Origin of the sequence: Corynebacterium sp. HMSC034B08, assembly GCF_001835805.1 — a bacterium.
In the GTDB taxonomy this organism is placed as follows: domain Bacteria; phylum Actinomycetota; class Actinomycetes; order Mycobacteriales; family Mycobacteriaceae; genus Corynebacterium; species Corynebacterium coyleae.
The window spans coordinates 64,070-77,874 of sequence record NZ_KV825963.1; the positions used below are offsets into that span (position 1 = coordinate 64,070).

13 protein-coding genes and 1 pseudogene are annotated in these 13,805 nt (G+C 62.1%); 8 read left to right on the forward strand and 6 right to left on the reverse strand.

The features are described 5' to 3' along the window. From HMPREF2656_RS13085 to HMPREF2656_RS06320, 3 genes are all read right to left on the reverse strand, one after another. Positions 1-1,328: hypothetical protein (locus tag HMPREF2656_RS13085; protein ID WP_210400967.1), on the reverse strand; the 1,328-nt coding region annotated here is incomplete at its 3' end. A gap of 45 nt (positions 1,329-1,373) precedes the next feature. Next, a complete protein-coding gene (locus tag HMPREF2656_RS06315; protein WP_070569197.1) occupies positions 1,374-2,225 on the reverse strand; it encodes a hypothetical protein in 852 nt (283 codons plus the stop codon). A 129-nt stretch (positions 2,226-2,354) separates the two neighbouring features. Then, positions 2,355-3,062, reverse strand: a complete 708-nt coding sequence (locus HMPREF2656_RS06320) for a sortase family protein (protein WP_070816149.1) — start codon at positions 3,060-3,062, stop codon at positions 2,355-2,357. Between the two features lie 19 nt (positions 3,063-3,081). Here HMPREF2656_RS06320 and HMPREF2656_RS06325 point away from each other — a divergent pair, with 19 nt between their 5' ends. The 3 genes and pseudogenes from HMPREF2656_RS06325 to HMPREF2656_RS06335 all read left to right on the forward strand — a co-directional run bounded on the left by HMPREF2656_RS06325 (position 3,082) and on the right by HMPREF2656_RS06335 (position 7,735). After that, the gene (locus HMPREF2656_RS06325) at positions 3,082-3,378 is read left to right on the forward strand and encodes a rhodanese-like domain-containing protein (RefSeq protein WP_070422470.1); all 297 of its coding nucleotides are present in this window, start codon (positions 3,082-3,084) and stop codon (positions 3,376-3,378) included. A 44-nt stretch (positions 3,379-3,422) separates the two neighbouring features. Further along, positions 3,423-3,857 (forward strand): MarR family winged helix-turn-helix transcriptional regulator, encoded by a 435-nt coding sequence (locus HMPREF2656_RS06330; protein WP_070422469.1) that lies wholly within the window; start codon positions 3,423-3,425, stop codon positions 3,855-3,857. A 57-nt stretch (positions 3,858-3,914) separates the two neighbouring features. After that, positions 3,915-7,735, forward strand: a pseudogene (locus tag HMPREF2656_RS06335) (Pls/PosA family non-ribosomal peptide synthetase). 122 nt (positions 7,736-7,857) lie between these two features. Here HMPREF2656_RS06335 and HMPREF2656_RS06340 read toward each other — a convergent pair. Further along, positions 7,858-8,280, reverse strand: a complete 423-nt coding sequence (locus HMPREF2656_RS06340) for a hypothetical protein (protein ID WP_101740970.1) — start codon at positions 8,278-8,280, stop codon at positions 7,858-7,860. Between the two features lie 322 nt (positions 8,281-8,602). Between HMPREF2656_RS06340 and HMPREF2656_RS06345 the strand changes: the two genes are divergently transcribed. Genes HMPREF2656_RS06345 through HMPREF2656_RS06360 form a run of 4 tightly spaced genes read left to right on the forward strand, consistent with a single transcriptional unit; the run spans position 8,603 to position 11,543 of the window. Continuing rightward, positions 8,603-9,490 carry a transporter substrate-binding domain-containing protein gene (locus tag HMPREF2656_RS06345; RefSeq protein WP_070816150.1) on the forward strand — a complete coding sequence of 296 codons (888 nt, stop codon included), beginning with the start codon at positions 8,603-8,605 and terminating at the stop codon, positions 9,488-9,490. Between the two features lie 3 nt (positions 9,491-9,493). Continuing rightward, positions 9,494-10,147, forward strand: coding sequence for an amino acid ABC transporter permease (locus tag HMPREF2656_RS06350; RefSeq protein ID WP_070483476.1), 654 nt, complete (start codon positions 9,494-9,496; stop codon positions 10,145-10,147). Next, positions 10,137-10,808: an amino acid ABC transporter permease gene (locus HMPREF2656_RS06355; RefSeq protein ID WP_070816151.1), complete on the forward strand. Its 672-nt coding sequence runs from the start codon at positions 10,137-10,139 to the stop codon at positions 10,806-10,808. Before HMPREF2656_RS06350 ends, HMPREF2656_RS06355 begins: the two co-directional genes overlap by 11 nt. Continuing rightward, positions 10,809-11,543, forward strand: coding sequence for an amino acid ABC transporter ATP-binding protein (locus HMPREF2656_RS06360; RefSeq protein ID WP_070816152.1), 735 nt, complete (start codon positions 10,809-10,811; stop codon positions 11,541-11,543). On the opposite strand, the gene HMPREF2656_RS06365 is transcribed toward HMPREF2656_RS06360, so the two are convergent. Beyond that, positions 11,540-12,064: a GNAT family N-acetyltransferase gene (locus tag HMPREF2656_RS06365; protein ID WP_070816153.1), complete on the reverse strand. Its 525-nt coding sequence runs from the start codon at positions 12,062-12,064 to the stop codon at positions 11,540-11,542. The genes HMPREF2656_RS06360 and HMPREF2656_RS06365 overlap by 4 nt on opposite strands. After that, positions 12,054-12,338 carry a type II toxin-antitoxin system TacA family antitoxin gene (locus tag HMPREF2656_RS06370; protein ID WP_070422461.1) on the reverse strand — a complete coding sequence of 95 codons (285 nt, stop codon included), beginning with the start codon at positions 12,336-12,338 and terminating at the stop codon, positions 12,054-12,056. Before HMPREF2656_RS06370 ends, HMPREF2656_RS06365 begins: the two co-directional genes overlap by 11 nt. A 525-nt stretch (positions 12,339-12,863) precedes the next feature. On the opposite strand from HMPREF2656_RS06370, the gene HMPREF2656_RS06375 reads away from it, so the two are divergent. Further along, positions 12,864-13,565: a hypothetical protein gene (locus HMPREF2656_RS06375; RefSeq protein ID WP_141761033.1), complete on the forward strand. Its 702-nt coding sequence runs from the start codon at positions 12,864-12,866 to the stop codon at positions 13,563-13,565. Positions 13,566-13,805: the final 240 nt, after the last annotated feature.

Sequence of the window (13,805 nt, forward strand, 5' to 3'; positions counted from 1 at the left end):
GAGGTCGTAGAGGTCGTCGTCGGCGCAGACGTAGTTGCCTTCGCGGTCGTGGTGGAACGAGGCGTCGTCACCTCGGGCTTGGTGGTTACCTCAGACGTCGGCTCCGGCACCTGCGTTGGCTCCGGCTCGAGTTCGGGTTTGGTCGTAGGAGTTGCCGTCGGGGTTACTGACTCCTCCGGCTCGAGCGTGGCATCCGGGTGCTGCGCCTTGAACTCCTCAAGATTGTTCTGGGCAGCCTGCAAGACGCTCCAGGCAGCATCCGCAGCTGCCTCGGCTTCGTCGATGCCTTCGCCCGTTTCCTGCGCTGCGGTAGCAGCTGCATCCGCGGCGATGTAGTTACGCGCCGCTTCCTTCACCGCATCCAACGCTTCCTGCAGGGTGGTCGGCTTCGGCAGTTCCTCGACGGGAGCGACCTGGGTGGGCTCCTCAGGGGTCGGCTCCGCAGAGGTGGGTTCCTCAACCACGACAGTTTCGATCACCGTGGTCTCGCTGGTCGGTTCCTCACTGGTCGGTTCCTCGGTGGTCGTTGTGGCCGGGACCGTCGTAACGACTGTGCTGACCTCAGGCGTGGACGGCTCAGGCGTGGACGGCTGCGGAACCACAGGTGCGGGCTCAGACGTCGTTGGCTCAACCGGCACAGGAGCAGGCTTCGAGGTCGTTGGCTCAACCGGCGCAGGAGCAGGCGCAGCAGTCGTGCTCGGCTTCGGCGGGCGGCCGCCGTACTGCTTAAGGTTGTTGTGCTGGATGAGCACCTGTGCGTCCAGGGCCTGCGGGGTAGTCGCGGACTTGCCGCGGTTGTTGCCCACCTTCATCAGCGCACCGTCGCACGAGTGGGCAAGGCCCATGGCGTGGCCGATCTCGTGGGCGAGGGTCATGGTGATGCTCGGTTCGTGTCCTCCACGGATCGTGTCGGGGTTAATCAGCACCTTCATGTTGTTCACGTTGCCGATGACGCGGCCTACGGAGCCGCCAAGGTTGGCCTCTTGGACGGTGACGACTTTGTAGCCGGGCTTGTCCACGTATTCGAAACGCACGAGGCCGTTGGTGGCGCGGACCCATTCGTCGGTGGCGCGGTTGATGTGTGGCTTCAGGTGTTCCGGCGCGTGGAGGTACAGAGTGTTGCCGACGAGGGCGTTTTCGTTGTCGCTAAACACGAAGCGGTCCATGTGCGGGATCGGCGCGCCCCTCTTCGCAGCTGCAGTGGCTTCCTTGCACTCACGGCTGAGTGGGTCGATGTCGACGTGAGCATGGGCGGTTGCAGGAGCTACGACACCGCCTGCGATCACAGCGGATGCACAGGCGGTGGCGATCAGATGTCTATAATTCACGAACTAAGAGAACATCATTCTCAGCCGTAAATCAAGTCGGGTGTCCTAGATAAGACGACGGCGCGCGAAGGCGTATACGCCGGTACCCAGCACAGATGCGAGCAGCAGCGCGAACAGTGCGCGCACGAGGGTGTTGGAGCCGGTCTCGGCGGCGAGGCCGCGCTGGGCGGTCGCGGCAGTGTCAGCGGCGGCCGCGTCAACGGTTTCAGCGCCGCCACGCTCGGCGGCGTACGGGGCAGCCGGGGCGACGTCGACGTTCAGGTCGCCGGCAGCGCGAGCGGCCTCGATACCCTGGCGCGCGATTTCGCCAGCAAACTTTGCGACGAGCCCATCACTCAACGCAATCTCCTCCGGCGTGACATCCGAGTTCACGCGCAGGACATCGGCGACGAAGGTGTGGCCGTTTTTGTTCAGGAAGTAGGTCACGCCGTCCAGGGTGGCCACTGGCGGGAACTTGACCAAGCCGTTGGCAACCGGGTCCGGGTTGGCCGGGTCGACGTTGTCGGCGCCAAGCGGCTTCTCAGCCGGGGCCTGGGTGGCCTCGCCGCCAGACTGCGCCTCAGCCTTCTCCTCTTCAGAGAGCTCCGGGGCGGGAGCGGGTGCCGGTGCCTGCACAGAAGTCTGGGCGTCGCGGATGACGCCGGTGTCGATGAGGCCGGCCACGGCGGCGTCAACAATTGCAACTGCCTTCTCCTGCTGTGCGGAGTCGAGCTGCGCGAACGGCTTGAGCGCCTCCTGCGCGTCAGGCACGTAGTGGGTGCCTTCCTCGTTGAGGAAGTAGGTTTCGCCGCGCGCGTCCTTGGTTTCCTTGGGCAGGTCCTGCGCGTTGGCGTTTGTCATCGGCAGGGCGGCCAGGGCGAGAGCGCCAGCGGCGGCTGCGGCGAGAAGGCGGTTCATTGTGGTCTCCTGAAGTTGAGAAAGTCTAAAGTTCAACTTGAAGTCTACAGTGCCTTGACAGTTTTTACACCAGTCACACGAGAAACTTTTGTCACAATTTGACAAACGGGCGCGACAACGCACCAGAAATCAACGTGGCTGGAAGACGGTTTCCACCTCGTCGTCAGTGGCGGTGCCCTCGAGCTGCCACCCCACCACCGCATTGCGCACCGAGTTGGCCAGCAGGTTCGACGGCTGCACACAACTGATGGTCAGCAGCCTGCCCGGCATCGGCCCGTCACCCCAGATCTCCGGGTTGGAGGCAAGCGACTTCTTGTCAGGATCGTGCAGATCGGTCGCGCGGTAGACCAGCCAGTCCTGCCCGGAGGTTTCGGTGCGCACGTAGAGGTAGTCGCCGACGGCAACGTTGTGGTGCTCGGTGGTGCCGTCGTAAAGCTTGTTAAACACCGCGCTCACCCCCGCACCCGTGTGACCCGCGATGACCACAAGATCCTTCGCATCCGTGCCAGGCAGCGCGTACGGGTACCCCTCCCCCGTCAGCGCACACGCCTTATCCAGGCTCTTCGGATCGATCGCGCCATCGACCACCCGGCAATCCTCGGCCTCAAACCCGGCGCGCATCCCCAACACCGGCACAACCATCTCCACCGGCCGTCCCGCTGGAATCTGCGCAGCTGCTTGTCGACGAACCGACGTCTCCGACGACGTCTCTTCCGTGGTGGGGGTTTCGGGGGAAGGCGTGGTGTCGTCGAAAAGCAATATGCGCACGACGAACACAACGATGAGCAGCGCGACAATGCGGCGCGCATGATAAACCCAGCGAGGAGTGGACGTCACGGGCGCTATCATACGAGCCATGGAGAATGTCCAAGTCACTGAAGTCCCTGCAGGCGCGCAACTTATCGACGTCCGCGAGGCCGACGAATACGCCGCCGTCCGCGCAACCGGCGCCAAGAACATTCCGCTGTCCGAGTTCGTGGCACGCTACAGCGAAATCGACCCGGATCAGGACATCTACCTGATCTGCAAGGGCGGCGGCCGCAGCGCACAGGCCGGCGAATACCTCGAGCAAGCCCTCGGCTGGGACGGCATTTACAACGTCGCGGGCGGCACCACCGCCTGGGTCGAACAAGGTTTGCCGCACGAAAATTAGGCCGTCCCAACCATTGGGACGCCGCAGGGAAGTATGGTGGGGGTATGTCGACGCTTCCTGAACTGCCCTCCGCTCTGCTGAAGTCTCCCCACTTCCAGATCGAACGCGTGCGCAGGCACACCAAGGACGAAGTCGAACGCACCCTGGCCAAGCACGACACCACCATGCGCGAGTACTGGGTGCTGTCCTGCGTGGACGTCGCTCCAATGTCGCAGCGCCAACTGTCCGAGCTGCTGATCATCGACGCCTCCGACATGGTGCGGCTCATCGACTCGCTGGAGAAACTCGGCTGGGTCACCCGCGACCGCGACCCGAAAGACCGTCGCCGCCAGATCGTCGCCGCGACCAAGAAGGGCACGAAGGCGCTGGCCAAACTTGGCGACGACGTGGTTGCAGCCGAGGAGCGCGCACTCGAAGCGTCGTCCCAGAAGCAGCTGAAGAACCTGAAGAAGCTGTCGCAAGCGCTCGAGACGGAATAGCCGTGTAGTCGCCGTGTAGTCGAGCGATGCGCCCCGGATAGGTCTAACCTAATCCGCATGGTTCAAGCCGAGCCCCTTCCCAATCCGCTCCTGCGCAGCCACCTCGCCCCGCCGGAGCGGACACTTATTGATGTCCTTTTCGCCTCCGCCGAAGCCCACCCCGGCGCGGCGGCCATCGACGACGGCGAAGTAATCACGTACGCCGAACTCGTCGAAGAAATCGACCAACGCGCCACCGCCATGCGCACCCAGGGTGTGCCGTACCGGGGCCGCGTCGGCATCCGGATGACGTCCGGCACCCGCGAGTTATACCTCGCTATCTTGTCGACGATGCGCGCCGGCTGCGCCTACGTCCCCGTCGATGCGGATGACCCGGACGAGCGCGCCGAAACCGTGTTCACCGAAGCGGACGTGGACGCCATCTGGACCGACGCGGGCCTGCGGATGGTGAAGGCGCCGGTTGGTGGTGGTGTGTTGGGCGGCGAGCTTGGCGCGCTTGCAACAGTCACCCCCGACGACGACTGCTGGATCATCTTCACCTCCGGCTCCACCGGCAAACCAAAGGGCGTAGCGGTGACCCACCGCTCGGCCGCCGCCTTCGTGGATGCGGAGGCGCGCCTGTTCTGCCAGGACGAACCGCTCGGGCCCGACGACCGCGTGCTTGCGGGCCTGTCGGTGGCGTTCGACGCGTCGTGCGAGGAGATGTGGCTGGCCTGGCGCCACGGGGCGTGTTTGGTGCCGGCCCCGCGCGCGCTAGTGCGCTCGGGTCAGGACTTGGGCCCGTGGCTGATCCGTCGCGACATCACGGTCGTCTCCACCGTGCCCACCCTCGCCGGACTGTGGCCGAAGGAGGCCCTGGACAACATTCGCCTGCTCATTGTGGGCGGCGAGGCCTGCTCCCAAGAACTGACCGACCGCCTTGCCGACGGCCGCGAGATGTGGAACACCTACGGTCCCACCGAGGCGACCGTGGTGGCCAGCGCAACCCGGCTCTTCCCCGGCAAGCCGGTGACCATCGGTTGGCCGCTGGATGGGTGGGACCTCGCCATCGCAAGCGACGGCGAGGGAGAAGCAGGTGAGTTGATCATCGGCGGCGTGGGCCTCGCGCGCTACCTCGACCCGGAGAAAGACGCGGAGAAGTACGCCCCCATGGGTGATTGGGAGCGCGCGTACCGCACCGGCGACCACGTGCGACTCACCGAGGATGGCCTGGCGTTTATCGGCCGCGCCGACGACCAGGTGAAAATCGGCGGGCGCCGCATCGAGCTCGGCGAAGTGGAGGCCAACGTGGCCGCGCTCGAGGGCGTGTATAACTCCGCCGTCGCCGTACAAACGCTGCCCGCAGGTGACAAGGTGCTCGTCGGCTATGTCTCCCCCGACGAGGGCGTTTCGTTGGACGTGCAGCAGATGCGCGAGCGCCTCGCCGAGGTCATGCCAGCCGCGCTCGTGCCGCGCATCCACGTGATGGATGAGCTACCGATCCGCACCTCTGGCAAGGTGGACAAGAAGGCCCTGCCGTGGCCGCTGCCCGCCAGCGTGGACGCGGTCGGCATGACGCCGACCGAGCAGTGGGTTGCCGAAGCATGGGTGGCGGTGCTCGGCCTGGACGTGCCGGGCAAGGATGCGGATTTCTTTGAGTTAGGTGGGTCGTCGCTAGCTGCCGCCTCGCTCATCGCGCGTCTGCGCGAGCGCGTGCCCACCATCGCGGTGCGCGACCTCTACGACCACCCGAGGTTGGAAACGCTTGCATCGCTTATCGACGACCTCACCCGCACCACCAAAACCTCCACCCGCGAACGTTCTGTGACTCCAGTGACCGGCGCGACTCGGCTGGCGCAGACGCTGCTCATGGTGCCGGTGATGACGCTGAAGGCGTCGGCGGCGGTGACGTGGGTGGCGATCGTCGCAAATGTGCTGGGCCTGACCACGCTGTCGTGGACCTGGCTCGCGGTGGCGTTTGCGGTGCTGTGCACGCCGCTGGGGCGCATCCCGATCGGAGCGCTCGGGGCGCGGGCGATCCGCGGCCGGATTGCGCCCGGCGTGTACCCGCGCGGCGGGACTGTGCATTTGCGGCTGTGGGCCGCTGAGCGGTGGCTGGCTGCCTCCGGCGCGATGAACATCGCGAGCGCGAACGCCGCCAAGATCACCGCCCGACTGCTGGGCAACACGGTGGGCAAGGACGTGGACATGCACGCATTCGCGCCGGTGACCGGTCTGGCCACCATCGGCGAGGGCGCAGCCATCGAGCCCGGCGTCGACCTCGGCGGGTATTGGCTCGACGGCGACGAACTCCACGTCGGCGAAGTGTTCATCGGCCCCGACGCCCGCGTGGGCGCGCGCTCCACACTGATGCCCGGCACCGAAATCCGCGAGGGCGCCCACGTGGAGGCCGGCTCCACCGTCACCGGCGACAAACCGGTGAAGAAACACTCGCGCTGGGCCGGCTCACCCGCGCGCAAGAAGGGTCGCTCCAAGCACCGCTTCCCCAACGAACGCCCGCCGCGCCGCCCCATGTGGGCGCTTGCGTACGGACTGACCTCCCTGGCGTTGTCGGTGCTGCCCGCGCTAGCGGTGCTGGGTGGTGCGGCGGCGACGCTCGGCCTTGCGCGATTGGTTGACACCCGCTCCGTGTGGGGCCTGCTGGTCTTCGCGCCCGTCGGTGGCGTGGTCTACATCGGCCTCGGACTCACCCTGACCTGGGCCGGCGTGCGCCTCGCGCAACTTGGTGTCCAACCCGGCGTGTTCCCCGTCCGGTCGCTTCGCGGCTGGAGCCTATGGACCGTCACCCGCCTCATGGACGACGCCCGTACCCGCTACTCCCCCATCTACGCCGGCGCCGCCACCCCCGTCTGGCTGCGCCTGCTCGGTGCCGACATCGGCGAGCACGCAGAAGTGTCCACCGCGGTCATGGTGCCGAAACTCACCGAAGTCCGCGAAGGCGCATTTCTTGCCGACGACACCCTCGCCGGCGGCTACGAAATCGGCGGAGGTTGGATCCGGACCGACCACGCCGTCGTGGGTAAGCGGTCGTTCGTGGGCAACTCCGGCATGGTCGCCCCGGGCCGCAAACTGGCCAAACACTCCCTGGTGGCGGTGCTGTCCGCGAGCCCGAAGAAGTCCAAGGCGCACTCGAACTGGTGGGGATCCCCGCCCGAGCGCATGCGCCGCGTGGAAGTCGAAGCCGCAGGTGAAGCGACGTACGAACCGGCGAAGGGGTTGGTGCGCAGGCGTGGTGTCGTGGAGACGATGCGCCTTTTAGCCCCGATGACCCAGGCGGTCCTTGCCACCCTGTTCGCGGCTTGCGTGGTGACGTTGCTTGAGCGCATCGGCTGGTGGACGTACCTGCTCGGCGGGCTTACCTGGATGGGCGTCGGCGTCGTCGCAGTTGCCTCCGCCGTAGTGGCCAAGTGGGTCCTCGTGGGCAAACACCGCGCCGGCGAACACCCGCTGTACTCGTGGTTCGTGTGGTTGAACGAACTGCAAGACCAGTTCATCGAAGTCATCGCCGCACCCTGGTTCTTCAACTGGGCAACCGGCTCCGGCGAAATGAACCTCGCACTGCGAGCCCTGGGCGTCCGCATCGGGCCCGGCGCGTGGGTCGAGTCCTACTGGTTCCCCGAAACCGACCTGTGTTCCGTGGGCGCCGGCGCCACCGTCGGGCCGGGCACCGTCGTACAAACGCACCTGTTCCAAGATCGCGTGATGTCGCTGGACACCGTCACCATCGAGGCGTCGGCCACCCTCGGCGCCCACTCCGTCTCCCTACCGGGCTCCGTTATCGGCACCGGCGCCACCGTGGGCCCGGCTCGCTGGTCATGCGTGGCGACTCCGTCCCCACCAACACCGTCTGGCAAGGCAACCCCGTCGAGCCGCGGTAGGCGGTGGGGTGTGGGGCCCTTTCTTCCCTTCCCCTCCCGCGTGGTCCGCGCGCTTCCTTCCAGGCCGCACTAACGACATCCAGGTAACGACATCTAGCAGCGGAACGGCCCTGCCGTTCAGGTTAGATCCACGGGCGATCGTGATCCTTCGCCGTTCGTAGATTTCCCTCACCCAAGCAGATACTTCTTTTACGGAAGGAGATCGGAGTCCGTTCAAGGTTGAAAACGAACCGAGAAGGACGACTCGTCGGGTAGAACCAGGCCTCAGGAGGTTCGGAAATCTCAACAGACCATCCAGGGCTCTCCCCAGGGAAGCGTTCGGAGTACGTCATCTCAGCAGCAGCTCGAATGACACGATCCCAATCTGCATCTCCAGTCGTATCCGGTTCACGGTGCGCCGCTATGAACTCCTTGTGATCTTTAATATCCCGGATCTCTGACACAACACGCTTCAGCACACGCACCACAAAAGAGGAATCATTCTCGGCAGCAAGTTCACATTGCACCCATTGTGCAAAGCGTTCATAGGTATAAAACTGATCCATTTGCGCCTCCTTCCTCAATTCGAGCCTTCGGCTTCGATTATGACCCACTAGCGCCTCTGCGTACAGACCAAACTCGACTGCCATGCAGCGATGCCGACCAATCGGCTGCACCGTACCTCCCTCGCAAATGTCGTTACCGGGATGTCGTTCGTGCCACTTCAACCCCGCACCAACGAATTCCTGGTAACGACTTCTAGCAGCCGAAACGCGCCGCATGAATACAAAGCGAACACCCCAGTTCACAAAACTAGACAGACTGGTGTACTTTTACTGAACCAAGCGGTATCCGCCGCCGTAGTTTTACAAAAGAAAGTTCACTGTCATGTCACTCTTCCCGTCCCGCAACACCCGCAAGGGCCTCGCCGCCAGCGCCGCCGCTCTTCTCGCCGCCGTTACCCTGACCGCCTGCTCCGCGGAGTCCGGCGACACCGACGCAACGAACGGCGCGGAGCCGGCCGCGGGCTTCCGCGATGTGGCCACGATCCAAGAGGACGGCTCGGTAAAGATCGGCGTGTTCTCGGACAAGTCCCCGTTCGGCTACGTGGATTCGAACGGCGAGTTCGCCGGTTACGACATCGAGTACGGCAACCGTCTGGGCGATGACCTGGGCGTAAACGTCGAGTATGTGCCGGTGGAGGCCGCTTCGCGCGTGGAGTTCCTGGACACCAACAAGGTCGACATCATTTTGGCTAACTTCACGGTCACCCCGGAGCGTGCGGAGAAGGTGGATTACGCCAACCCGTACATGAAGGTGTCGCTGGGTGCGGTTACTCCGGACGAGGCACCGATCGACAGTGTTGAGGGTCTTGAGGGGAAGAACGTGATCGTCGTTAAGGGTACGACCGCGGAGGCGTACCTGGAGAAGAACCACCCGGAGATCAAGCTGACCAAGTTTGAGCAGTACACCGAGGCGACGAACGCGCTTCTCGACGGCCGCGGCGACGCCTGGGTCACCGACAACACGGAGGCTCTCGCATGGGCTGGTAAGACCGATGGTTTCTCCGCGACGATCCCGACGCTGGGTGAGACGGACACCATCGCGGGCGCGGTGGCGAAGGGTAACGACGACCTGCGCGAATGGATGAACAACGAACTCGTCGATCTTGGCAAGGAGAACTTCTTCCACAACGCATACGAGAAGACCCTGAAGCCGGTGTACGGCGACGCGGTTTCCGCGGACGACCTGGTCGTTGAGGGTGGCCAGCTCTAACTCATGGACTTTTCGGTCGTTACCGAGAACATCCCGGTTTATGCTTCGGCGGCAGTCCTCACGGTGAGGGTTGCCGCCAAAGGCATTGTGCTCGCCTTTATCGTTGGCGCACTGGTGGCCGGGGTGCGGTTTTTCAAGGTGCCCGTGCTGAGCCAGATCGCGCGGGTGTACATCGAGCTCTCGCGCAACACTCCCCTTCTGGTGCAATTGTTCTTCTTGTACTTCGGCCTGCCCAAGATGGGCGTCGTGCTGGAGAGCGAAACCTGCGCCGTGGTGGGCTTGGCGTTCCTGGGTGGCTCGTACATGGCGGAGGCAATTCGCGCCGGCCTGGAGGGCGTTGCCCCGATTCAGTTGCAGTCCAGTTTGAGCCTGGGCATGTCGCGGATGCAGGCGCTGCGCCACGTGGTCGCCCCGCAGGCCACTGCGCTTGCACTACCGGCGATCACGGCCAACATCATCTTCCTGATCAAGGAGACCTCGGTGGTCAGCATCGTGGCACTGCCGGATTTGGTCTACACCGCCAAGGAGCAGATCGGCCAGACCTACGAAACGCGCGAGGCGTTGCTGCTTTTGGTCACGTTCTACCTGATCATTTTGCTGCCCGTATCGCTGATCGCAGGACGACTGGAGAAGAAGGTGCGCGCGAATGTTTTCTGATCTCCAAATCCTCGCCGACGGCAACAACTTCCAGCGCCTCGTCTTAGGCCTTGGCGTGTCCATCCAGATCGCGCTTGCGTCGATGGGTTTGTCGATTGTGTTGGGGACGCTGTTGGGGGTGGTGATGTCGTCGCCAAGCAAAATTGTTCGCGTGATCACCCAGACCTACCTGCAGTTTGTGCGCATCATGCCACAGTTGGTGCTGCTGTTTCTGGTGTACTTCGACGCCACGCGCGCGTGGGGGTTGAACCTGGATGCGCGGGTGGCTGCGGTGATTGTGTTTACGCTGTGGGGCACAGCGGAGCTGGGTGATTTGGTGCGCGCCGCTATCGAGTCGGTGCCGCGCCACCAGTACCTCTCTGCGGCGGCGCTGGGCATTGAGGGGCGCGCGCTTTATCGTCACGTTGTGCTGCCACAGGCGCTGCGCGGTCTGATCCCCGCGACGATCAACCTGACCAACCGCATGATCATGACCACCTCGCTCGTCGCGCTGATTGGCGTGGTGGAGGTGCTCAAGGTGGCGCAGCAAATCATCGACGCCAACCGTTTCGAATACCCGTCCGCCGCCCTATGGATCTACGGCGTGGTGTTCCTGCTGTATTTTCTCGTCTGTTTTCCCATTTCGCTCGCCGCGCGCAAGCTGGAAGAAAGGTGGAGCTAGATGTCGCTCATCTCGCTCGAGCATGTTTCCAAGACGTACCCCAACGGGCACAAGGCGCTTAACGACGTCACCCTGTCCGTCAATCCCGGCGAAGTCCTCGCCATCATCGGCCCGTCCGGCTGCGGCAAGTCCACGCTGCTACGCACGGTCAACGGGTTGGAGCCGGTGGACTCCGGACAGATCCTAGTCAACGGCCGCGACGTCACGTCCAGCGCGACCAAACTCAAGGACGTGCGTTCCGACGTTGGCATGGTGTTCCAGTCCTACGACCTGTTCCCCCACCTGACCGTGATGGAGAACCTCCTGCTCGCCCCGAAGGTGGTCAAGGGCGCGGACAAGGATGAGGCCCGCTCGCGCGCGGTTGCGCTGCTCGAACGCGTAGGGCTCGCCGCCAAGGCTGACGCTCGCCCGCGCGAACTTTCCGGCGGCCAGAAGCAGCGCGTGGCCATCGTGCGCGCGCTTATGATGCAGCCGAAGGCATTGCTTCTCGACGAAATCACCGCCTCCCTCGACCCCGAAATCGTCCGTGAAGTCCTCGACGTGGTGGTTGGCCTCGCCCGGGACGGCATGACCATGCTCGTGGTCACCCACGAAATGGCGTTCGCCCGCGCGGTTGCCGACCGCATCGCATTCATGGACGCCGGCCGCATCATCGAGATCGCCCCGCCCGAGGAGTTCTTCGCCGCCCCGAAGTCCGAGCGCGCCCAGCGCTTCCTGGACCAGTTGGTGTTTTAGGGGGTTGCGGGCTGGGTCATAAACTGTTTGATGCCTCTAATCGGTAGCAAGAGATGTAACGGTTGCTCCGGCATCTCCTGAAATTCTGCGTACTGCATGTAGAACCGTTTCGCGTGTTCATCCAACGCGTGTACAACCACTGCCGCGGCTCCAATTTCTCCAGCCACAGTGAAGCACCGCGCTAGAGCGTCTCTCAGCAGCGCTTTCCCAACTCCTTTCCCCTGCGCATCCACATCTACTGCTAACCGCGCGAGAATTAACACTGGGATCGGATCGGGACGCCCTTTGGAAAACGATTCTGGCGCAGCTCCAGCAACGATCCCGCCCGTGCAGACCGCATAGTACCCAGCGACGCGGTCATTCCACTTGGAAACGTAAACAACGCAGTTGTGTGCCTGTTGATTCTGCATGGCGTAGCGACGAAACCACACATCGAGCGACACCTCCCCACAATGAAAACTCGAGCGATCATCCGCCTTAACAAGTTTCCGAGGCGGCTGAAGCACACCGTCAGTCGCCAAATTGAAACTCCTTGCCAAATGGAGTCTCCTCAGCGAAAAGTTTGCCAAGCTTAGAGAAGTCGGCCGGCTGGTCGAGAAGTTCCTCAACACGAGAGAAACCTTCTTCCCCCAACACAAAAAGCCGCTGATCAGCAAGCACCATCAATGCACGCTCCACGGCACTGTCGAGCACAAACTGTGACACCGAAGTGTTTGTCACCTCAGCGGCCCTGCGGAAAAACTCCTCTTGGTGTGCGGATGTACGCAAGTTCAAGCGCCGGTCTTTGACTGCCATTTCAAACTCCTTAAAGCGATGTACTCACAATGTACTCACGATCGAGGTCGATAGCAAGAGTGTGATGCCGTCTAATCCACTCGAGCAACACACCTTTAGTTCAAATATGCTCCAAGAAAACTCCACCGGTGTGCCTTAACGAAAGTTTTGCTCGCCGACACTGACAGAAGTGAAACTTTAAGACATAGAACGAAAATCACCCTCCCCACTAGCCACACTACGATCGAAATCGCCGAGCAGCCCCAATCAAAACAGTGGCCACTTGCTTGCTGCTAGATCATTGACAAAACCGACCCCCTTAGACTTCCCATTGCACACTCCGGCCCACCCTCCAAGCTTCAGCAATACATCCTCACAGTTTTGCTAGGAATGTATAATTTATAACGTCCTACAGAAAATGCGATCCTCTTCAGCCCAACACTTCTACGCTCCGAACGGTGAACCTAATCACTCTTTACCCGAACAGAACGTGCTTGCATCACGGGGCATCTGATCGATCGCTCTCCTCTATCCAAGGAACAGGCAGTGACCACCCATTTGAAGCACCCTTCCAAAGCTCGCCAAGACGCAGAACAGGGCATGACCGTCGTTTCAAATCTAATGAGCTACACGGCAACAGGAGCAGGTAAACCTCGCAAAGAAGAAACCTCTCTATATCTCAGTACGATGGTTTTCCTTTATGCGGTTTGGGAAGATTTCGTGGAACAGCTGGCCATCGAAGTGAATGGGCATCTAGCGGACGCTATCAATCCCTCGTTAATCTCCACCGAGGTTCGGAACAATTTTGTCGCCGATGCAACCCCGTGGGAGCTTAGTGTTGATCCCGGCTGGCGATCACTATGGAAATCGAGAGTCAAACAAATGGCGATCGGCAATAGCGCCACGGAAGGCAAAGGAGGATTCGGTTTAAACAACGCGACACTCAAAAACGTGAATCATCTATTCCAGATGGCCGGATTGACCACAGTGAAAGACACAATCAAAGGGCCAACTGTTTCACAATCTGTCCGCCTTCCGGCAGTTCTAGGACACGAAAACGAAAACGCGATTCCAACCAAAGAAATGATTGAAGAGCTCTTCCTAATCCGCTGTCAAGCGGTCCATTCGGCCAAAACTATTTCAACACTATATAAACCAGAAGTTAGATGGTGGATTGAAGCAGTGCGAAAGCTTATCCAAGATACAGATAAGCAGATGAGAAGCTACGCGTTAGCAAAGGTTATTTAGGTATACCTACTTTTTGGAAGGCAACTTTGCGGATCGGGCTGTTTCGCACCAGAACATCCCAAGTCGCGCAGTTCACAAAACTCTGACGTGCCCGTCATCGATGATGTTTCGATGGTCAAGTTCCGTGTAGTGATGTAACCCACCCGAAAGCGTCACCAGACACCGCCAACACCGCTACCAACTAGCCGGTCACAACATCAACCACCTGTCAGATGCGGGTTTTTGGTACCGGTGTTCCGG

What these genes read in the sequence shown, in the direction of transcription:
- HMPREF2656_RS06315 (WP_070569197.1), bottom strand. Translation starts at nt 2,225, where the DNA reads ATGAACCGCCTTCTCGCCGCAGCCGCCGCTGGCGCTCTCGCCCTGGCC.
- HMPREF2656_RS06325 (WP_070422470.1), top strand. Translation starts at nt 3,082, where the DNA reads ATGGAGAATGTCCAAGTCACTGAAGTCCCTGCAGGCGCGCAACTTATC.
- HMPREF2656_RS06330 (WP_070422469.1), top strand. Translation starts at nt 3,423, where the DNA reads ATGTCGACGCTTCCTGAACTGCCCTCCGCTCTGCTGAAGTCTCCCCAC.
- HMPREF2656_RS06340 (WP_101740970.1), bottom strand. Translation starts at nt 8,280, where the DNA reads ATGGATCAGTTTTATACCTATGAACGCTTTGCACAATGGGTGCAATGT.
- HMPREF2656_RS06345 (WP_070816150.1), top strand. Translation starts at nt 8,603, where the DNA reads ATGTCACTCTTCCCGTCCCGCAACACCCGCAAGGGCCTCGCCGCCAGC.
- HMPREF2656_RS06350 (WP_070483476.1), top strand. Translation starts at nt 9,494, where the DNA reads ATGGACTTTTCGGTCGTTACCGAGAACATCCCGGTTTATGCTTCGGCG.
- HMPREF2656_RS06355 (WP_070816151.1), top strand. Translation starts at nt 10,137, where the DNA reads ATGTTTTCTGATCTCCAAATCCTCGCCGACGGCAACAACTTCCAGCGC.
- HMPREF2656_RS06360 (WP_070816152.1), top strand. Translation starts at nt 10,809, where the DNA reads ATGTCGCTCATCTCGCTCGAGCATGTTTCCAAGACGTACCCCAACGGG.
- HMPREF2656_RS06370 (WP_070422461.1), bottom strand. Translation starts at nt 12,338, where the DNA reads ATGGCAGTCAAAGACCGGCGCTTGAACTTGCGTACATCCGCACACCAA.